This is a genomic window from Paraburkholderia sp. SG-MS1 (genome assembly GCF_012275575.1).
Lineage (GTDB): Bacteria > Pseudomonadota > Gammaproteobacteria > Burkholderiales > Burkholderiaceae > Paraburkholderia.
The window spans coordinates 1-16250 of the sequence record NZ_NPIH01000026.1 but is presented as its reverse complement, the minus strand read 5'-3'; the positions used below and the strand labels follow the sequence as shown (position 1 = coordinate 16250).

The 16250-nt window shown below is 64.0% G+C and carries 16 protein-coding genes; 3 read left to right on the top strand and 13 right to left on the bottom strand.

From position 1 onward, the window contains the following. The 8 genes from hslV to CIC12_RS01985 all read right to left on the bottom strand — a co-directional run. The coding region (gene hslV / locus CIC12_RS02020) for an ATP-dependent protease subunit HslV (RefSeq protein ID WP_168661680.1) at positions 1-313 on the bottom strand (313 nt) is incomplete at its 3' end. A 454-nt stretch (positions 314-767) separates the two neighbouring features. Next, on the bottom strand, positions 768-1187 hold the full coding sequence (dksA, locus tag CIC12_RS02015) for an RNA polymerase-binding protein DksA (RefSeq protein ID WP_012431412.1): 420 nt from the start codon (positions 1185-1187) through the stop codon (positions 768-770). A 615-nt stretch (positions 1188-1802) separates the two neighbouring features. After that, positions 1803-2897: a CobW family GTP-binding protein gene (locus CIC12_RS02010; RefSeq protein WP_168661678.1), complete on the bottom strand. Its 1095-nt coding sequence runs from the start codon at positions 2895-2897 to the stop codon at positions 1803-1805. 208 nt (positions 2898-3105) lie between these two features. Beyond that, on the bottom strand, positions 3106-4308 hold the full coding sequence (locus CIC12_RS02005; protein ID WP_168661676.1) for a class I SAM-dependent rRNA methyltransferase: 1203 nt from the start codon (positions 4306-4308) through the stop codon (positions 3106-3108). 92 nt (positions 4309-4400) lie between these two features. After that, complete coding sequence (gene xerC / locus CIC12_RS02000) at positions 4401-5324, bottom strand: tyrosine recombinase XerC (protein ID WP_168661674.1); 924 nt, start codon at positions 5322-5324, stop codon at positions 4401-4403. 31 nt (positions 5325-5355) lie between these two features. Next, positions 5356-6078 (bottom strand): DUF484 family protein, encoded by a 723-nt coding sequence (locus CIC12_RS01995; protein WP_168661672.1) that lies wholly within the window; start codon positions 6076-6078, stop codon positions 5356-5358. Between the two features lie 58 nt (positions 6079-6136). Continuing rightward, positions 6137-7012: a diaminopimelate epimerase gene (gene dapF, locus CIC12_RS01990; RefSeq protein WP_168661670.1), complete on the bottom strand. Its 876-nt coding sequence runs from the start codon at positions 7010-7012 to the stop codon at positions 6137-6139. Positions 7013-7120: 108 nt separating this feature from the next. Beyond that, positions 7121-8005, bottom strand: coding sequence for a lipid A biosynthesis lauroyl acyltransferase (locus CIC12_RS01985; protein ID WP_168661668.1), 885 nt, complete (start codon positions 8003-8005; stop codon positions 7121-7123). Between the two features lie 280 nt (positions 8006-8285). On the opposite strand from CIC12_RS01985, the gene metK reads away from it, so the two are divergent. Next, positions 8286-9476, top strand: a complete 1191-nt coding sequence (metK, locus tag CIC12_RS01980) for a methionine adenosyltransferase (protein WP_168661666.1) — start codon at positions 8286-8288, stop codon at positions 9474-9476. A gap of 184 nt (positions 9477-9660) precedes the next feature. Here metK and CIC12_RS01975 read toward each other — a convergent pair whose 3' ends face one another. Further along, positions 9661-10029 (bottom strand): hypothetical protein, encoded by a 369-nt coding sequence (locus tag CIC12_RS01975; protein ID WP_168661664.1) that lies wholly within the window; start codon positions 10027-10029, stop codon positions 9661-9663. Positions 10030-10490: 461 nt separating this feature from the next. On the opposite strand from CIC12_RS01975, the gene CIC12_RS01970 reads away from it, so the two are divergent. Next, positions 10491-11252, top strand: a complete 762-nt coding sequence (locus tag CIC12_RS01970; RefSeq protein ID WP_168661662.1) for a phytanoyl-CoA dioxygenase family protein — start codon at positions 10491-10493, stop codon at positions 11250-11252. A gap of 78 nt (positions 11253-11330) precedes the next feature. Here CIC12_RS01970 and CIC12_RS01965 read toward each other — a convergent pair whose 3' ends face one another. Next, positions 11331-11537, bottom strand: coding sequence for a DUF3185 family protein (locus tag CIC12_RS01965; RefSeq protein ID WP_168661660.1), 207 nt, complete (start codon positions 11535-11537; stop codon positions 11331-11333). Positions 11538-11752: 215 nt separating this feature from the next. On the opposite strand from CIC12_RS01965, the gene mgrA reads away from it, so the two are divergent. Then, positions 11753-12796 carry an L-glyceraldehyde 3-phosphate reductase gene (gene mgrA / locus CIC12_RS01960; RefSeq protein ID WP_168661658.1) on the top strand — a complete coding sequence of 348 codons (1044 nt, stop codon included), beginning with the start codon at positions 11753-11755 and terminating at the stop codon, positions 12794-12796. Between the two features lie 78 nt (positions 12797-12874). Here the strand turns inward: mgrA and CIC12_RS01955 are convergent, their stop codons facing one another. The 3 genes from CIC12_RS01955 to CIC12_RS01945 all read right to left on the bottom strand — a co-directional run. Continuing rightward, positions 12875-13060: a hypothetical protein gene (locus CIC12_RS01955; protein ID WP_042327321.1), complete on the bottom strand. Its 186-nt coding sequence runs from the start codon at positions 13058-13060 to the stop codon at positions 12875-12877. Positions 13061-13367: 307 nt separating this feature from the next. Further along, positions 13368-14648, bottom strand: coding sequence for an MFS transporter (locus CIC12_RS01950; protein WP_168661656.1), 1281 nt, complete (start codon positions 14646-14648; stop codon positions 13368-13370). Between the two features lie 236 nt (positions 14649-14884). Next, the coding region (locus CIC12_RS01945; protein ID WP_168661654.1) for an efflux transporter outer membrane subunit at positions 14885-16250 on the bottom strand (1366 nt) is incomplete at its 5' end.

Genomic DNA, 16250 nt, shown 5'->3' with positions numbered 1-16250 from the left:
CGGCCGTGATCAGCATCGCTTCCAGACGACGCAGCATGCGGTCGGTGCGCCAGTCTTTCGCGAGTTCAACGGCCGCGCGCGTGAGGTTGCCCTGATGTTTTTCCAGCTTCGCTTCGAAGCGGTCGAGCAGCGAGAAGGCGTCGGCCGTGCCGCCCGCGAACCCGACCAGCACCTTGCCGTTGTAGATGCGCCGGACCTTCTTCGCGCCGCCCTTCATGACGATGTTGCCCAGCGTCACCTGGCCGTCGCCGCCGAGCGCCACCTTGTCGCCGCGGCGCACGGAGACGATCGTCGTGCCGTGAAATTGCTCCATATGCGTTCCTCTTTGCAAAACGGGTAGGACGCGGCAGCGCGACGCGCTACCGCATGAATCCTGAAAACGGACGGCGCGCGACGCTGAAAATCGACTCTGGTCGGCGCGCGCTCGTGCAGCGCATGTCCGATTTATTTTAGGGCGTGCGCGGTCATATCAAGAGCTGCCGAATGGCATAAGACAAAAAACCGGGGATTGCGCGCGTGCGCGGCAATGGTGCAGCGGCGGGCGGTAGGAAATGGCTAGCCTCGCCGCGAGGCGCCTCATGCCACGAAAAACGGCGACCGTCGGATGTCGAACCGCATCGTCGAAACGGAACAGCGGCGGCATGAATCCGTCTTGATGGTGCGACACACGGCAGCGTCGCACAAAAGAAAAAAGGCGCACGTTTCACCGTGCGCCTCTCGACGAAGCAGCGTGTCAGGGCGCGGAGCCGAAGCCGCGCCGCAGGCGTTCAGTCGCCGAACAGCTTCTGGCGCAGTTCGCGGCGTTCCTGCGCTTCGAGCGACAGGGTTGCCGTGGGCCGCGCGAGCAGACGCGGAATGCCGATCGGCTCACCGGTTTCCTCGCACCAGCCGTAGTCGCCGGAATCGATGCGCGCGATCGACTGCTGCACCTTCTTCAGCAGCTTGCGTTCGCGGTCGCGCGTGCGCAGTTCGAGCGCATGCTCTTCCTCGATCGTTGCACGGTCGGCCGGGTCCGGCACGATTACGGTTTCGCGCAGGTTCTCGGTCGTCTGGCCGGCATTGCGGAGAATGTCCGCCTGCAGCTGTTCGAGCTTGTTCTTGAAGAAGGCGAGCTGATCCTCATTCATGTAATCCTTGTCGCTCATCTTCAGGATTTCGGCTTCGGTCAAGAGTCGTTTCGTCGTCATCTGGCTTACTTCTTCAATGTGAGGCAAAACTCTTACATAGTGCCCGCACTTTCGTATTGCCCGCAAAGGCGCCTCGAGGACGCGGAAGCGCGGAGGCGGGCACGAACGGTGGACTGTCGTGACGCCGAAGCGCCTGGCGCCCACACGCCGGGCGTCGCAACGCCAATGCGGGGCCGAACTCCTCTGGAAACCGATTCTCAAATGCTCCTGAGGTATTGCTTGCCGGCAGCGCACCTTGTCAGGCAGTGCCCGCCGGCATGGTCGGCGTGTTTCCCCGGACAAGTTTCCGGCGCCGCTTCAGGCCCGGCACGGCCTACGCGCTGTCCGGGCAATTCGTTGTCATTCTCCAGTGGGGACGTATTGTAACTGAATCACAATCCGGTACCGCAACTAGCGAAAATCTCCTTACAGCGCACTGATATCCCGAAAATATAACGCGCGCACGACCAAAAAGCGATGGTCGTGCACGTATTAATACAGCAGGGTTTTCACGTGCTTTTCATCCGCGTGACTTTTTCGCGGGCTGACGACGGACGTCGCGCGCATTCGGCAGATGGCGGCGAGCGCAGCAGCGCGGTGTGTACCGCGCCACTGGCGCGCGGCACGCGCCGGAGCTTAGGCGAGGCAGGCGTCAAGACCGTCGGTAATCAGGTCTTGCGGCAGTTCGATGCCGATGAACACCATCTTGTTGGTCTTTTTCTCGACCGGCTGCCATTTTGCGGCCAGATCGCTGCCCATCATCTGATGCACGCCCTGGAACACGACCTTGCGATCGACGCCCTTCATATAGAGCACGCCCTTGTAGCGCAGCAGGCGCTCGCCATAAATCTGCAGAATGCCGCCGAGGAAATCTTCGAGCTTGTTCGGATCGAACGGACGATCGTTGCGGTACACGAACGACTTGATCTTGTCGTCGTGGTGCGCATGGTGATGGTGCGCGTGATCGTGACCTTCGTGGTCGCAATGGCCGTGGTCGTGATCGCAGTTTTCGTGATCGTGGTCGGCGTGCGTATGGCCGTGCTCGTCATGCGCGTGAGCATGGCTGTGGGCGTGCTCGTCTTCGGCGAGGAAGTCCGGGTCGATTTCCAGCTTCGAATTCAGGTTGAAGCCGCGCAGATCGAAAATTTCCTTGATGTCCGCTTCGCCGAAATTGACGACCTTGATCGCCGCCTTCGGGTTCATGTGCAGCAGACGGTGGCGCAGATCGCTCACGTGCTTTTCGTCGACCAGATCGGCCTTGGTGATGAACAGGCGGTCGGCGAAACCAACCTGGCGCTGCACCACTTCGTGTTCGTCCAGTTGATGGTTCGCGTGCTTCGCGTCGACCAGCGTGATGATCGCGTCGAGCAGGAATTCGCCGGCGATCTGGTCGTCCATGAAGAACGTCTGCGCGACCGGGCCCGGATTCGCGAGACCGGTGGTTTCGATCACGACGCGGTCGAAGTCCACTTCGCCCGCCTGCTTTTTCGCCGCCAGATCGCCCAGCACGCGCGACAGGTCGCCGCGAATCGTGCAGCAGATGCAGCCGTTGCTCATCTGGATGATCTGCTCGCTGGTGTCCTGCACGAGGATTTCGTTGTCGATGTTCTCTTCGCCGAACTCGTTTTCGATGACGGCGATCTTCATGCCGTGTTTTTCGTTCAGGATGCGCTTGAGCAGGGTGGTTTTGCCGCTGCCGAGAAAGCCGGTCAGGATGGTGACTGGGAGCATGTTGGTCGCCTGTAGTTCGTGAAACGGTGCGTGATCGAAAGCGTAGCCGGGCGCGGCGGCCGGATGGCGCGCAGCCCTGTCTAGCCGGTTATTGAACCATATCTGTCAAGCCCGCGCTGACGGCCGGGGTTCGCGGCCGCCTGCGCCGGCGCCGCCCGCGCGAAATGGGCCTGAAAAGAGCCTGAAAATAAGCTCAAATTATGGCCAATCAGGCGATTTGCAACAGCAGACCCTTCAGGTATTCGCCTTCCGGGAACGCCGTGAGCAACGGATGATCCACGCCCGCGCCGAGGCGCTTGAGAATGCGCGCATCGACGCGCGCGTCGGCGGCCGCGCTGGAGACGATCTTCTGGAACAGTTCGGAGTCGATCGCGCCCGAGCACGAGTAGGTGAACAGCAAGCCGCCCGGGCGCAGCAGCTTCAGGCCGGTCAGGTTGATGTCCTTGTAAGCGCGCGACGCGCGGTCCACGTGTTCGCGCGACGGCGCGAATTTCGGCGGATCAAGCACGATCAGGTCGAAGCGCTCCCCCTCGTCATACAAGCGGCGCAGCGTCCTGAACGCGTCGGCGTCGAGCCACGTGGCGCGTTCGGCGTCGAAGCCGTTGGCCGCCACGTTCTGCTGGGCGAGCGCCAGTGCTTCGCCCGACGAATCGATCGACACCACCCGCGTCGCGCCACCCTTCAACGCCGCCAGCGAGAAGCCGCCGGTATAGCAAAAGCAGTTCAGCACGTCGCGATCCTGCGCGAGCTGCTGCACCAGCAGGCGGTTGTCCCGCTGGTCGACGTAAAAGCCGGTTTTGTGGCCATTGCGCACGTCGACGTGATAGCGCACGCCGTTTTCGCTCGAAATCAACGCATCCGACGGCGCCTCGCCCGCCAGCACGCCGGTGATCTGTTCGAGTCCTTCCTTCTGGCGAATCGATACGTCCGAACGTTCGTAGACATTCGGGCAGCCGGTCGCGCCGACCAGCGCCGCGACGATTGCTTCCTTCCACGCCTCGACGCCCGCCGCCATGAACTGGCAAACGATCTGGCTACGCTGGCCTTCGTCCTCGGCGATGTAATGATCAACGATCAAGCCGGGCAGGCCGTCCGCTTCGCCGAAAATCAGCCGTACCGCGCCGGTGTCGTGCACCATCGTCTGACGATGCGCGAGCGCGCGCTGCACGCGGCGCTTGAAAAACGCGTGATCGATCGGCTCGGTTTCGTCGAAGCTCCACACGCGCGCGCGGATCTGCGAATGCGGGCTATAGGCGGCGCGCGCGAGAAAGCGGCCGTCGTGCGCGCGCACCAGCACGGTCGCGCCGGGCGCGGGATTGCCATCGACGCGGTCGATCGCGTTGGCATAGACCCACGGATGGCGGCGCAGCAGCGATTTTTCTTTCGACGGTTTGAGCGTAACGGTATTCATCAGGGTGTCAGCAGAGCAATGGGGCCGCGCGGCAACGCGCACGCGGCGAGTGAAGCGAAAGCGCAGGAGACTACAAGCCGCGACAAGCGGCGTCAGTCGCGTTTTTTGGCGCGCGGATGTGCCTGGTCGTAGACGTGGGCGAGGTGCTGGAAGTCGAGCGCGGTGTAGACCTGCGTAGCGGTGATGCTGGCATGGCCGAGCAGTTCCTGCACGGCGCGCAGATCGCCGCTCGACTGCAGCACGTGCGTGGCGAACGAATGCCGCAGCACGTGCGGATGTACGTTGGCGGGAATGCCCGCGACCAGCGCCGCGCGCTTCACGCGCTCACGCACGACATTCGGCGACAGGCGGTTGCCGCGCGCCGACAGAAACAGCGGATGTGGATCGTGCTTCACCATCTGGCCGCGCACCGCGAGCCATGCGTTCAGCGCGTCGAGCGCCTTGCTGCCGACCGGCACGACGCGGCGCCGGTTGCCCTTGCCGAGCACTTCGACTTCGGCGGAGTCCAGCTTGAGCCAGCCGGCGGAGCGATAGCCGCCGGCATCGGCGAAACGGGCGTCGAGGCCGACCAGTTCAGCGAGACGCAGACCGGACGAGTAAAACAGTTCGAGCATCGCGTGATCGCGCAACCCTTCGGGCGATGCGGCGCGCGGCGTGTCCATCAGGCGCGCGGCGTCGTCGACGGAGAGGGCCTTGGGCAGCGTCCTCGCCTGCTTCGGCGCGCGCACGGTGGCGACAGGATTGGCCGGCAGCTCGACGCGTCCGGCGAGCCAGCGATAAAACGCACGCCACGCCGACAGCCGATGGCTGATCGAGCGTGCTGTCAGGCCGCCCGCGTGGGCGCGCGCGACGGCGCCACGCATGTCGACGGCGCTCAGGCTTTCGAGTGGCCGACCTTTGGCCAGCAGCCTGAGTTCTTCGAGTTCGTGGGTGTAGCCGCGCAGCGTATGCGCCGAGAGCCGCCGCTCATGTTCGAGGTTCGACAGATAGGCGGCGATCGGGTCGGCGGCGGTCACGGTAGCGGCTTGGGCGCGTGCGGACGCAGGCTCAGCGCGGCAGCAGACGGCTGAGCGCGGCGCTCGCCAGCGCGCCGATCTGCGTCAGGAAATCGGTGGCCATGCCGTCGTGGAAGCGGCGCGCGTCGGCCGAGCCCATCACCAGCAGACCGAAGGTGGACGCCTCTTCGTTGGCCTCCGGGTCGCGCAGCGCGAGCAACGCAATCGATTCGGTGACGTGCGCCGACTCGGACGTGGCATGGCCGGACGCGCTCTCGTCCGCCACCGCGCCGACCGCCGGAGTGAGCCACTGCGCGGCTTCGAAGCCGGTATTCGCGCCGCAGTACGGCGTCGTGAGACTGGCCGCGAAGATGCGCACTTCCTCGCCGACGTGACGCGCGAAGTCGGCCTGAGCGTAAGGCTCGGCCACGTCCCACACGCGCAGCGCTGCCTGCGGCACGTCGAAAATCTCGCGCAAGCCGGTGGCGATCGTGCGCGGCAGCGCGTACGGATCGCGCTCGGCCATCACGCGGATGGTCCAGCGGTTGAATTTCGACGCGATGCTGTCGTTCTCGTGACCGTAACGCAGCAATTCGGCGAGGCGCCGTTCGAGATGCTTGTTCTTGTCGCGCAGCATTTCCATCTGCCGTTCCTGCAGCGACACCGCGGCTTTGCCGTGCGGGTTCGCGAGCCGGATGGTCGCGAGCATTTCCGCGTGTTCGGCGAAGAATTCGGGGTTGGCGAGCAGGTATTCGGCGACTTCGCGATCGTTCATGGTTTCGGCTAAAGGACTACGGGATGACGCCCCAAGGGCGGTGCATCGGTCAATGAGTTTAAGCGGCCAATGCGTCGGCCAGTTCGATCTCGCCTTCGAAAACGGTGGCGGCGGGACCCGCCATCAGCAGCGGTTCGCCTTCGCGGGTGCTGTCCCACGTGATCGTCAGCTCGCCGCCGTGCGTGTGGACCAGCACCGGTGCGTCCAGCAGCCCGCGCCGGATGCCCGCCGCAACCGCCGCGCAGGCGCCCGTGCCGCACGCGAGCGTTTCGCCCGCGCCGCGTTCATACACGCGCAGCCCGATCTCGCTGCGGCCGACGATCTGCATGAAGCCCGCGTTCACCCGCTGCGGGAAGCGCGCATGGCGTTCGATCACCGGGCCTTCGACCAGCACCGGGAACGCTTCGACATCGTCGACCACCTGCACGGCGTGTGGATTGCCCATCGACGCCACTGAAATCCAGCGCGTCGTGCCGTTCACGTCGAGCGGCCAGAGCGTGTCCGTGCCTTCGCGGCGGCCTTCGAGGCCCTTGGTGGCGAATGGCACGCGTTCCGGGTCGAACACAGGCGTGCCCATGTCGACCAGCACTTCACCGTTGTCCTGCACGGTCAGCGTAATGATGCCTTTCTGCACTTGCACGCGCACGCTGCGCCGCTCGGTCAGGCCGCGGTCGCGCACAAACTTGACGAAGCAGCGCGCGCCATTGCCACAGTGCTCGACCTCGCCGCCGTCGCAATTGAAGATGCGATATCTGAAATCGACACCATCCACGGTGGGCTTTTCGACCAGCAGCAATTGATCGGCGCCCACGCCGAAGTGCCGGTCCGCGAGCGCGCGCACCTGCGCCGGGCTCAGGTTGACCGGTTGGGTGTAGCCGTCGAGCACGACGAAGTCGTTGCCCGCGCCGTGCATCTTGGTGAATTTCAGTTTCATCGCGCTATTGTAAGTGACGCACCGGCAGCTGAGCCGAACGCCGCGTTATTTCGGCGTTCGGGCGGCTTTTCCAGTCGGCTGCCTCGGCGTCGTTCAGGTCGATCCGGCTCAGTACACGCTCGGGACGCCCGGCGGCCGGGTCTTGAAGCGCTTGTGCACCCAGTAATACTGCTCGGGCAGCAGCGGAATCTGCTCTTCGAGGAAGGCGTTCATGCGCCGTGCGTCCGCATCGTCGTCGCCGGTGGGGTAGTTGTCCCAGGGCTTGAACACCTTGAGGCGGTAACCCTTGTAATTCGGCAGCACTTCGCCGATGAACGGCACGACCTGGGCGTGGCCGACCTTTGCGAGACGCCCGACCGCGGTCAACGTGCAGGTCGGCACCCCGAAGAACGGCACGAAAGTGGAGTTGCGCGCGCCGTAGTCCATGTCCGCGCCGAGCATCACCGGCTTGCGTTCGCGCAGCCAGCGCAGCACGATGCGCGCGCTGTCCGCGCGGCTCGCCATGTCGGCGCCGAAACGCGCGCGTGCCGCTTTGGCGACCTCTTCGAGCTCCGGGTTCGACATCGGCTGATACAGCGAGCCGCATTGTCGCTTGAGCGAGTAGTTCAGGAAGATCGACCCGGCCTCGATGCCGACGAAGTGAAAGCCGAGGAACAGCGTAGGCGGCAGGTTCGGGTCCGTCAGATCGATCGCGCTGTCGAGCTGGATCAACTTTTCGAGTTTTTTCGCCGAGCCGAACCACTGCACGCTGCGTTCGATGTAGCTGCGGATCGCGTGGCGGAAGTGTTTCTGCGCGACATCTTCGCGGCGCTCGTCGCTCCACTCGGGAAAGCACAGCGTCAGGTTGGTGTGCACGATGCGCTTGCGGCGGCTCGGAATCTGATAGAGCAGCCAGCCGAGCCCGTCGCCGAAACGCGCGACGAGACCATAGGGCAGCAGTGCAAAAAGTTTCAACAGCCCGATCGCGAGCTTCGCGCCATAGCGGCTCAGCATGCTGCCTCCAGGAAAGAAAAGGCGCTGCGCTCGACCGATTTCAGGGAAGCGGAAAAATTGACGTAATACCGCACTCGTGGACACTCTGTGACAATCAAAGGAAGTCGCTATAATAAGGGCTTCGCCGAGTTAATAGACAACTTGCGGGGCGAAGCTGGCGGGCGCGATCCATGTGATATGCGCCGGCCGGTCAAAGTAATCCGCTAAAGCGTCGCCGCTTCAGACTCCCGAAGCTGGCTACGTGAAACTCAACCGTAACCACCAAACAGGAGTCTGCAACGTGGCAAACGACTATCTCTTCACTTCCGAATCCGTCTCCGAAGGCCATCCCGACAAAGTCGCGGATCAAATCTCGGACGCCATTCTCGATGCGATCCTGGCGCAGGACAAATACTCGCGTGTCGCAGCGGAAACGCTGTGCAACACGGGTCTGGTCGTGCTGGCCGGTGAAATCACGACCACGGCGAACGTCGATTACATCCAGATCGCGCGCAACACCATCAAGCGCATCGGCTACGACAACACCGATTACGGCATCGACTACCGCGGCTGCGCGGTGCTCGTCGCGTATGACAAGCAATCGCCGGACATCGCCCAGGGCGTAGACCGCGCGCACGACAACAACCTCGATCAAGGCGCCGGCGACCAGGGCCTGATGTTCGGTTACGCGTGTGAAGAAACGCCAGAGCTGATGCCGTTGCCGATCCACCTGTCGCACCGTCTGGTCGAACGTCAGGCGAATCTGCGCCGCGACGGCCGTCTGCCGTGGCTGCGTCCGGATGCGAAGTCGCAGGTCACCGTGCGTTATGTCGACGGCAAGCCGCATTCGATCGACACCGTCGTGCTGTCCACGCAGCACTCGCCGGACATTGATCTGGACACGCTGCGCGAAGCCGTGATCGAAGAAGTCATCAAGCCGACGCTGCCGGCCGACCTCATCAAGGGCGATATCAAGTTTTTGGTGAACCCGACCGGCCGTTTCGTGATTGGCGGTCCGCAAGGCGATTGCGGCCTGACGGGCCGCAAGATCATCGTCGATACGTACGGCGGCGCCGCGCCCCACGGCGGTGGTGCATTCTCGGGCAAGGACCCGTCGAAGGTCGATCGCTCGGCGGCTTACGCCGGCCGTTATGTCGCGAAGAACATCGTGGCCGCAGGCCTCGCATCGCGCTGCCTGATCCAGGTGTCGTACGCAATCGGCGTGGCGCAGCCGACTTCGGTGATGGTCAACACGTTCGGAACGGGCCGCGTGTCGGATGCGACGATCACGCGGCTGGTGCAGGAGCATTTCGACCTGCGTCCGAAGGGCATCATTCAGATGCTCGACCTGCTGCGCCCGATCTACGAGAAGAGCGCGGCCTATGGTCACTTCGGCCGCGAAGAGCCGGAATTCACGTGGGAAGCCACGGACAAGGCGCTCGCGCTGGCGGAAGCCGCCGGCACGGAACCGGTTGCCGCGCTCGCGGAATAAGCACGCGCTGCCCGCTTCAAACGAAACCCCGCCGGCGTGAGCCGGGCGGGGTTTTTTATCGCCTGTTGCGTAGGGCGTCGCTGCTTCGTCGCGCGGTTACTCCGCGTGATGGGGAAACCCGCGACGCGCGTCTGGTCGAAATCCGCGCTAGCGATAGCGGCGCAATGCGTGTCCGAGACCCGTCCTACCGGCTCGCAAACGCGAACACGAACCAGCCGCTGCTGCTGCTCGTCGACATGCGGCGCGGGCGGCGGCTCGTATTTTGCCGCGCGGGAACCGGTGCGCGTTGCGCGGCGGTGAGCCGCAGCGGTGTCGGTTTGCGCAGCAGCGTGCGCAGCGAGAAGCGGCGCGAACCGCCTTGCAGGCGCAGTGCTGAGAAGAATGTGTGGAACCACGTGCGAATGCCGTCGACCGCTTTGGCATCGCGCCACTGTTCGCCCAACGCGCGGGTGCGCGTGGCGTGGTGACGCAGTGCGCGCACGACGTGGCGGCGCGCGGGGCGCGCCGCTTTCAGTGCGGCGCGGGTAAGACGGGTGCTCAGAAGAGTATGCATGGCTTCACAGGTAGGCAACGTGTCGCGCGACAGAAGGTGCGCCATAAGCAGCACCAAACATGCCAAAGGCGGTGTCTCGAGGGACGGCGCGAAAGCCCTGAATTTGTCGGGAAAAAGCACAGGACCCGGCGGCGCGGGCTCGGGCGGCCTGCGCACGGCGCAAAAGTGCGGGAGCGGCGATCAACATGCGTGCAGGCTACACGTGAATCATGACGCCAGAAAGTCGGGTTTTTACCCTGCGAATACGGGTTTTTACGAAGATGAAGCGCGACGCCCGCCCGCGCGGCGGGCACGCCGCGGTCGATTATCGTGCGCGTTTGCCCCGTCGCTGTGCCGCGCGAGCATTCCTGCGCGTGAAAGTCGTGCGTCGGGCCGTGGCGCGTCGGCGGGTGAAACTGCGCGCGGTGCGATCGCGCCCGTTTTACAATCGAGCATCAGCTAGTGGACAGTAACGGATCACCATGTCATTTCATTCGAAGAAAGAGCAGATTCAGACGTTGCGGGAGCAGGGCTTCGTCGTGGTGCCCGGTCTGGTGTCGCCCGAGCGTTGCGCCGAACTCAAGCAGGTCGCGCAGCTGCAATTGCAGGAAGCGGCGGCGCCGATCGAATTCGAAGCGGATCTGCAGTACCCCGGCGCGCCGTCGTCGAAACACGCGCCGGGCGGCCATACGGTGCGGCGGCTGTTGGACGCATATGGGCGCCATCCGGCGTTCGCGCAGTGGGCGACCGCGCCGGAAATTCGCGGCTGGATGGAGTTGTACTTCGGTGAAGAGCCGCGCCTGTCGCGCGCGCATCACAATTGCATGATGACCAAGCATCCCGCCTACGGCAGCCTGACCGGCTGGCATCGCGATGTGCGCTACTGGTCGTTCGAGCGCGACGATCTGGTGTCGGTGTGGCTCGCGGTCGGTTCGGAAACGGTCGATAACGGCGCGCTCTGGCTCGTGCCCAAGTCTCACAGCGAGCCGTTCACGTCCGACCGGTTCGACGAAGCCAAATTTTTCCGCTCCGACCTCGAAGAGAATCAGGCCTGGATCCGCGCGGCGGTGTCGCCCGAACTGAAGGCCGGGGACGTCGTTTTCTTCCACTGCAACACGCTGCATTCAGCGGGCAAAAACCTCAGCGATCAGGTGAAGTTTTCTCTGGTGTACACGTATCACGGCGCGAGCAATGTGCCGTTGCCGGGCACCCGTTCGGCCGCGAAGCCCGAAGTGCCGTTTTAGGTTTTTAACGTTGGCGGCGGCGCTTGTGCGCGTTCACTCACACATCGAACGCAAAGCGCCGCACCCGCCTCTCAAGACTTACCGCTTGCGTCCGGACAGTGCGATCCCCGTGAGTCCGGCGAGCGTGGCGATGACGCCGGCCACGATCAGCATGATCGCCTTGTTGCTCGGCGAGCCCGTGAACACGCGCGCGACGTCGCTGCTCACCGAATTGAACGCCTGCCCGCCGAAATACAGCAACACGATCCCGCCGACGAGCAGCGCGAATGAAATAGCCTTCGTCATGCATTCCTCCCATAATCTTCGACCGGCCAAAGTGTAGGGGACCCGCAAGCCATCGTCCATCCCGCATACTGGGCGTCTGCACGCATCGCGTCGATTGGCTACCATAGCGCTCTAGCTGCACTTCGCATAAACCTACAAAGCAGCCCGCCTCTCACAACGTGTGATCGCCTCACGCCCGCATTGACCGGGTGACTTCACCAACAAGGACACTAGCAATGGCTTACGAAGCAGCTTCCGAACGCTATTCGGACATGCAATACCGCGTCTGCGGCAGGTCGGGTCTCAAACTGCCGGCGCTGTCGCTCGGCTTGTGGCACAACTTCGGCGACACCACGCCGATTTCCACGCAGCGCGACATCCTGCGCACGGCGTTCGATCTCGGCATCACCCACTTCGACCTCGCGAACAACTACGGGCCGCCGTACGGCAGCGCGGAGACGAACTTCGGGCGTCTGTTCAAGGACGATTTCAAACCGTATCGCGACGAGCTGCTGATTTCGTCGAAGGCAGGTTGGGACATGTGGCCGGGTCCGTACGGCCAGGGTGGCGGCTCGCGCAAGTACGTGCTCGCGAGTCTCGATCAGAGCCTGCAACGCATGGGACTCGACTACGTCGACATCTTCTATTCGCATCGTTTCGATGCCGACACGCCGCTCGAGGAAACCGCCGGTGCATTGGCGAGCGCCGTGCAGCAAGGCAAGGCGCTGTACATCGGCATTTCGTCGTACTCGGCGACCAAGACGCTCGAAATGACGAAACTGCTCGCCGAATACAAGGTGCCGCTGCTGATCCATCAGCCTGCGTACAACATGCTCAACCGCTGGATCGAGCAGGAGCTGCTGGATACGCTGGAGAAGGTCGGCGCGGGCACGATCGCCTTCACGCCGCTCGCGCAGGGTTTGCTCACCGGCAAATACCTGAACGGCGTGCCGGACGATGCGCGCGTCAACAAGCCGGGCGGCGGTTCGTTGAAGCAGGAGCATTTGAGCCCGCAAAACATCGAGCACGTGCGCAAGCTCAACGACATCGCGCAGCGTCGCGGACAGAGCCTCGCGCAAATGGCGCTCGCATGGGCATTGCGCGATTCGCGCGTGACGTCGGTGCTGATCGGCGCGAGCCGTGCGGAGCAGGTGCGCGAGAACGTCGGTGCGCTGAAGAACCTCGCGTTCACGAAAGATGAACTCGCGGAAATCGACCGCTATGCGACCGAAGGCGGAGTCAATCTGTGGGAGAAGCCGTCGACGGATCAGGCAATCTGATCATCACGACGCGCATCCGCAGCAAGCCGATAGGCAGAAGCGAAAAAGCCGCCCGAGAGGCGGCTTTTTTACGGTGCGCTACACCAGCGCCGGCAGACCTTCAACCAGCGCGACTGCGCACATCACGCCGATCAGTGCGCCCAGCACACGCAGCGCGTTGTGCCGCATTTCCGTTTTGCATGGTAGCGCGCCGACAAATAGCGCGCCCGCGAGCGCCATCGGAATCACGAGGATGAAATCGCCGATCGTGAAGTAGGTCGTCATATTCGTCTCCCATGCAACATGGTTGCTATGTATTGGTCGCGAAGGGACGGCTCGATCTGCCCGAGTCATTGACCGCCCCCGCTCGATTTGAGTATAGAAGACCGTTAGACCGGCGTAGCAATGACGTGCGGCGCCGCGGCGACTTTTCGCAAGGCGCTGAATGCGCTGGGACAAGGCTTGCCGCGATTGGCGCGGCGCAGCAAACAGATCGAAAAAAATGAAGTGTTTGCTTACGCGGGCCTTACTTTTTGGCGTTATTCAATGCGCAGTGGGTTGGCAGAATTAAACGGATTGAACAGCTTGTAGCTTATGCGCCCGCCTTTTCGCGTCCGCGCAAACGCCTTGCCGCAACGAGCCCGATGACGAGCAACGCACCCACGAGTCCCGCGACGCCATTCCATCCATGACCGGCCCACACGTGGCCGCCGTACGAACCGACCACGCTCGAACCGATGTAATACGCAAGCAGGTAGAGCGCGGCGGCCTGGCCTTTCGCGTCCTTGGCGAGGCGCCCGACCCAACCACTCGCGACCGAGTGGCCGGCGAAAAAACCGAACGTCACGCACGCGATGCCGGTGGCGATCATCGCCAGTGGATGCAGCATCGTGAGGGCGAGACCGAGCAGCATCAGCAGCAAACTGCCGATGAGCACGCGCGCGCGACCGAACGTATCGGCCATGCGCCCCGACCATGGGGACGCGATCACACCGGTCAGATACACGACGAAGATCGCGCCGATTTCCGTTTGATTCAAACCATACGGCGGCGCGAGCAGCCGGTAGCCGATGTAGTTGTACAGCGTGACGAAGCTGCCCATCAGCACGAAGCCGAGCAGGAACAGCAAGGGCAAACCTGGCCGCGTGAACTGCCTGAGCAGCGCGGTGCGGTGATGCGCGAAGCCGAGGCCGCGCCGCGGCACGAAGTGACGCGACGGCGGCAGCAGCGCGCGAAACGCGAGCATCGACAGAAGGCCGAGCACGCCAATCGTGCCGATCGCCATGCGCCAGGAAAACAGATCCGCGACGACACCCGTGATCACGCGTCCCGCCATGCCGCCGATCGCGGTGCCGCCCACATAGAGCCCCATTGCAAGACCGAGGCCGTCGGGATGCACTTCCTGGGCGAGGTAGGCCATCGCGACGGCGGGCACGCCGCCGAGCGCGAGACCGAGGAGCGTGCGCAGCACGAGCAGCTGATGCCACTGCGGTGCGATCGACACGCCGATCGTCAGCAACGCGGACACGGTCAGCGACAGCGTCATCAGCTTGTGACGGCTCCAGCCCTCGGAGACGAAGCCGGCGACGAACACGGCGAGCGCGAGCGCGGCGGTGGTGAGCGAGAGCGATAAGCTGCTTTGCGCGGGCGTCACGTCGAACGCCGCGGAAAACGACGGCAGCAATGGCTGCACGCAGTACAGCAGCGAGAAGGTCGCGTAACCGGCGAACAGCAATGCGATGCTGGCACGCCAATAGGCGCGGGTGCCGCGTTCGAGGTAGGGAATATCGGGCACGGCCGGGACGTTGGGAGAAGCAGACGAAGAAGGAACAGCCGAGGTAGCAGTCCGCTGGGATTCCGGCGGCGGGGTCACGAAAAAATCTCCTTGGGAAAGCAAAACGCGCGAAAAGGAGTTAAGGATACGCTGAAATGGAGATGCAGGCCGGTGCGAGGTGCGGCTTCGTCGTCGTGAAGCGTCACGCTTGCATGAGTGCTCGGAGGTGCAGCACGGCGGTTTGATGCGGTAAAGCCCGCTCACCGAAACCGATGGCCGCCCGTGCGCTAACCTTGCGCCGCTGCATCGCTGGCCGGCGGCGACGGATGCACGATCTACTCCTCGGTCGGCAGCGCCGACGCATCCCAGCCGCCGCCAAGCGCCTTGACCAGCGCGACGCTAGCGGCCATCCGGCGGCGCGCGATCGACACCGCATTGCGCTCGTTGGTGAGCGCCGTCGTTTGCGCAACGACCACGTCGAGATACGTGATTGCGCCGTTTTTATAGCGGTCCGACACGACCGCCAGCGCGCGCTGCGCGGCGGCCACCGCGTCGTCCTGCGCGGCGGCTTCCTGTTCGAGCACGCGCAGCGCGGCGAGATTGTCCTCGACCTGGCCGAATGCGGCGAGCACCGTTTGCCGGTATTGCGCCACGCTTTCATCGTAGCGCGCGCGGGCCTGTTCCTTCACGGATGCGCGTCCGCCGAAATCGAGCAATGTGCCCGCGAGAGCCGGCCCGAGCGACCACAAGCGGCTCGGCGCGAGCAGCCATTGACTGTAGTTGGTCGCTTCGAGTCCGCCCGTCACCGAGAGAATCAGATTTGGGAAGAACGCCGCCGTCGCCACGCCGATCTGCGCGTTCATCCCGGCGACCTGCCTTTCCGCGGCCGCGATGTCGGGCCGCCGTTCGAGCAGCGCGGACGGCACGCCCGCTTGCGCCACCACGGGCATGGCCGCGAGCGGCGCGACCGGCAGTGAGAAAGTGGACGGCGGCTGCCCGATCAGGATCGCGATCGCGTGTTCGAGCTGCGCGCGCTGCACGCCGAGGTCGAGTGCCTGTGCTTGGGTGGTTTTCAGTTGCGTCTGCGCCTGTGCGACGTCGGCATCGGTCACGATGCCGCCGGCGTAGCGATGCTGCGTCAGATCCAGCGCTTCGCCATAGGCCTTGATCGTGTCGGCGAGAAGCTGGCGCTCCTGATCGAGCCCGCGCAGTTCGAAGTAGTCTGTCGCAAGTTCGGCCTGCATCGACAGGAGCACGGCTTGCGTGTCGGCGGCGCTGGCCTGCGCCTGCGCTTTCGCGCCTTCGACGCTGCGCGACACGCGGCCCCACAGGTCAGGTTCCCACGACGCGTCGGCCTGCACGAGATAGTCGTTCAGCGTGAGGCCGGCGGTCGATTTGTGCAGCACATTTTCCGAGGATCGCGCGCGCGAGTAGGCCGCGTTCGCGGTGACCAGCGGGAAGAAACTCGAACGATATTGCGCGACCGTGGCGCGTGCGGCGCGAAAGCGCGCTTCGGCGGCCTGCACGTTCTGGTTCGCGCCGGCGACCTGCTGTTCGAGCGCATCGAGCGAGGGGTCCGCGTAGATGCTCCACCATGCGCCGCGCGTGAGCGTGTCGGCGGGTTGCGCGGGCTTCCAGCCGCTGCCTTCGAGTTCCTTGAAGACGGCAGCGGTGGGGGTGGGCGGCTTGACGTAGTCGGGG

Coding starts and splice junctions, on each gene's coding strand:
- CIC12_RS02010 (WP_168661678.1), bottom strand. CDS start 2,897: ATGCTCCCAGTCACCATCCTGACCGGCTTTCTCGGCAGCGGCAAAACC.
- CIC12_RS01985 (WP_168661668.1), bottom strand. CDS start 8,005: ATGCTGAGCCGCTATGGCGCGAAGCTCGCGATCGGGCTGTTGAAACTT.
- CIC12_RS01955 (WP_042327321.1), bottom strand. CDS start 13,060: ATGACGACCTACTTCACGATCGGCGATTTCATCCTCGTGATTCCGATG.
- CIC12_RS01975 (WP_168661664.1), bottom strand. CDS start 10,029: ATGCATACTCTTCTGAGCACCCGTCTTACCCGCGCCGCACTGAAAGCG.
- CIC12_RS01965 (WP_168661660.1), bottom strand. CDS start 11,537: ATGACGAAGGCTATTTCATTCGCGCTGCTCGTCGGCGGGATCGTGTTG.
- CIC12_RS02005 (WP_168661676.1), bottom strand. CDS start 4,308: ATGAATACCGTTACGCTCAAACCGTCGAAAGAAAAATCGCTGCTGCGC.
- mgrA (WP_168661658.1), top strand. CDS start 11,753: ATGGCTTACGAAGCAGCTTCCGAACGCTATTCGGACATGCAATACCGC.
- dksA (WP_012431412.1), bottom strand. CDS start 1,187: ATGACGACGAAACGACTCTTGACCGAAGCCGAAATCCTGAAGATGAGC.
- CIC12_RS01970 (WP_168661662.1), top strand. CDS start 10,491: ATGTCATTTCATTCGAAGAAAGAGCAGATTCAGACGTTGCGGGAGCAG.
- CIC12_RS01995 (WP_168661672.1), bottom strand. CDS start 6,078: ATGAACGATCGCGAAGTCGCCGAATACCTGCTCGCCAACCCCGAATTC.
- dapF (WP_168661670.1), bottom strand. CDS start 7,012: ATGAAACTGAAATTCACCAAGATGCACGGCGCGGGCAACGACTTCGTC.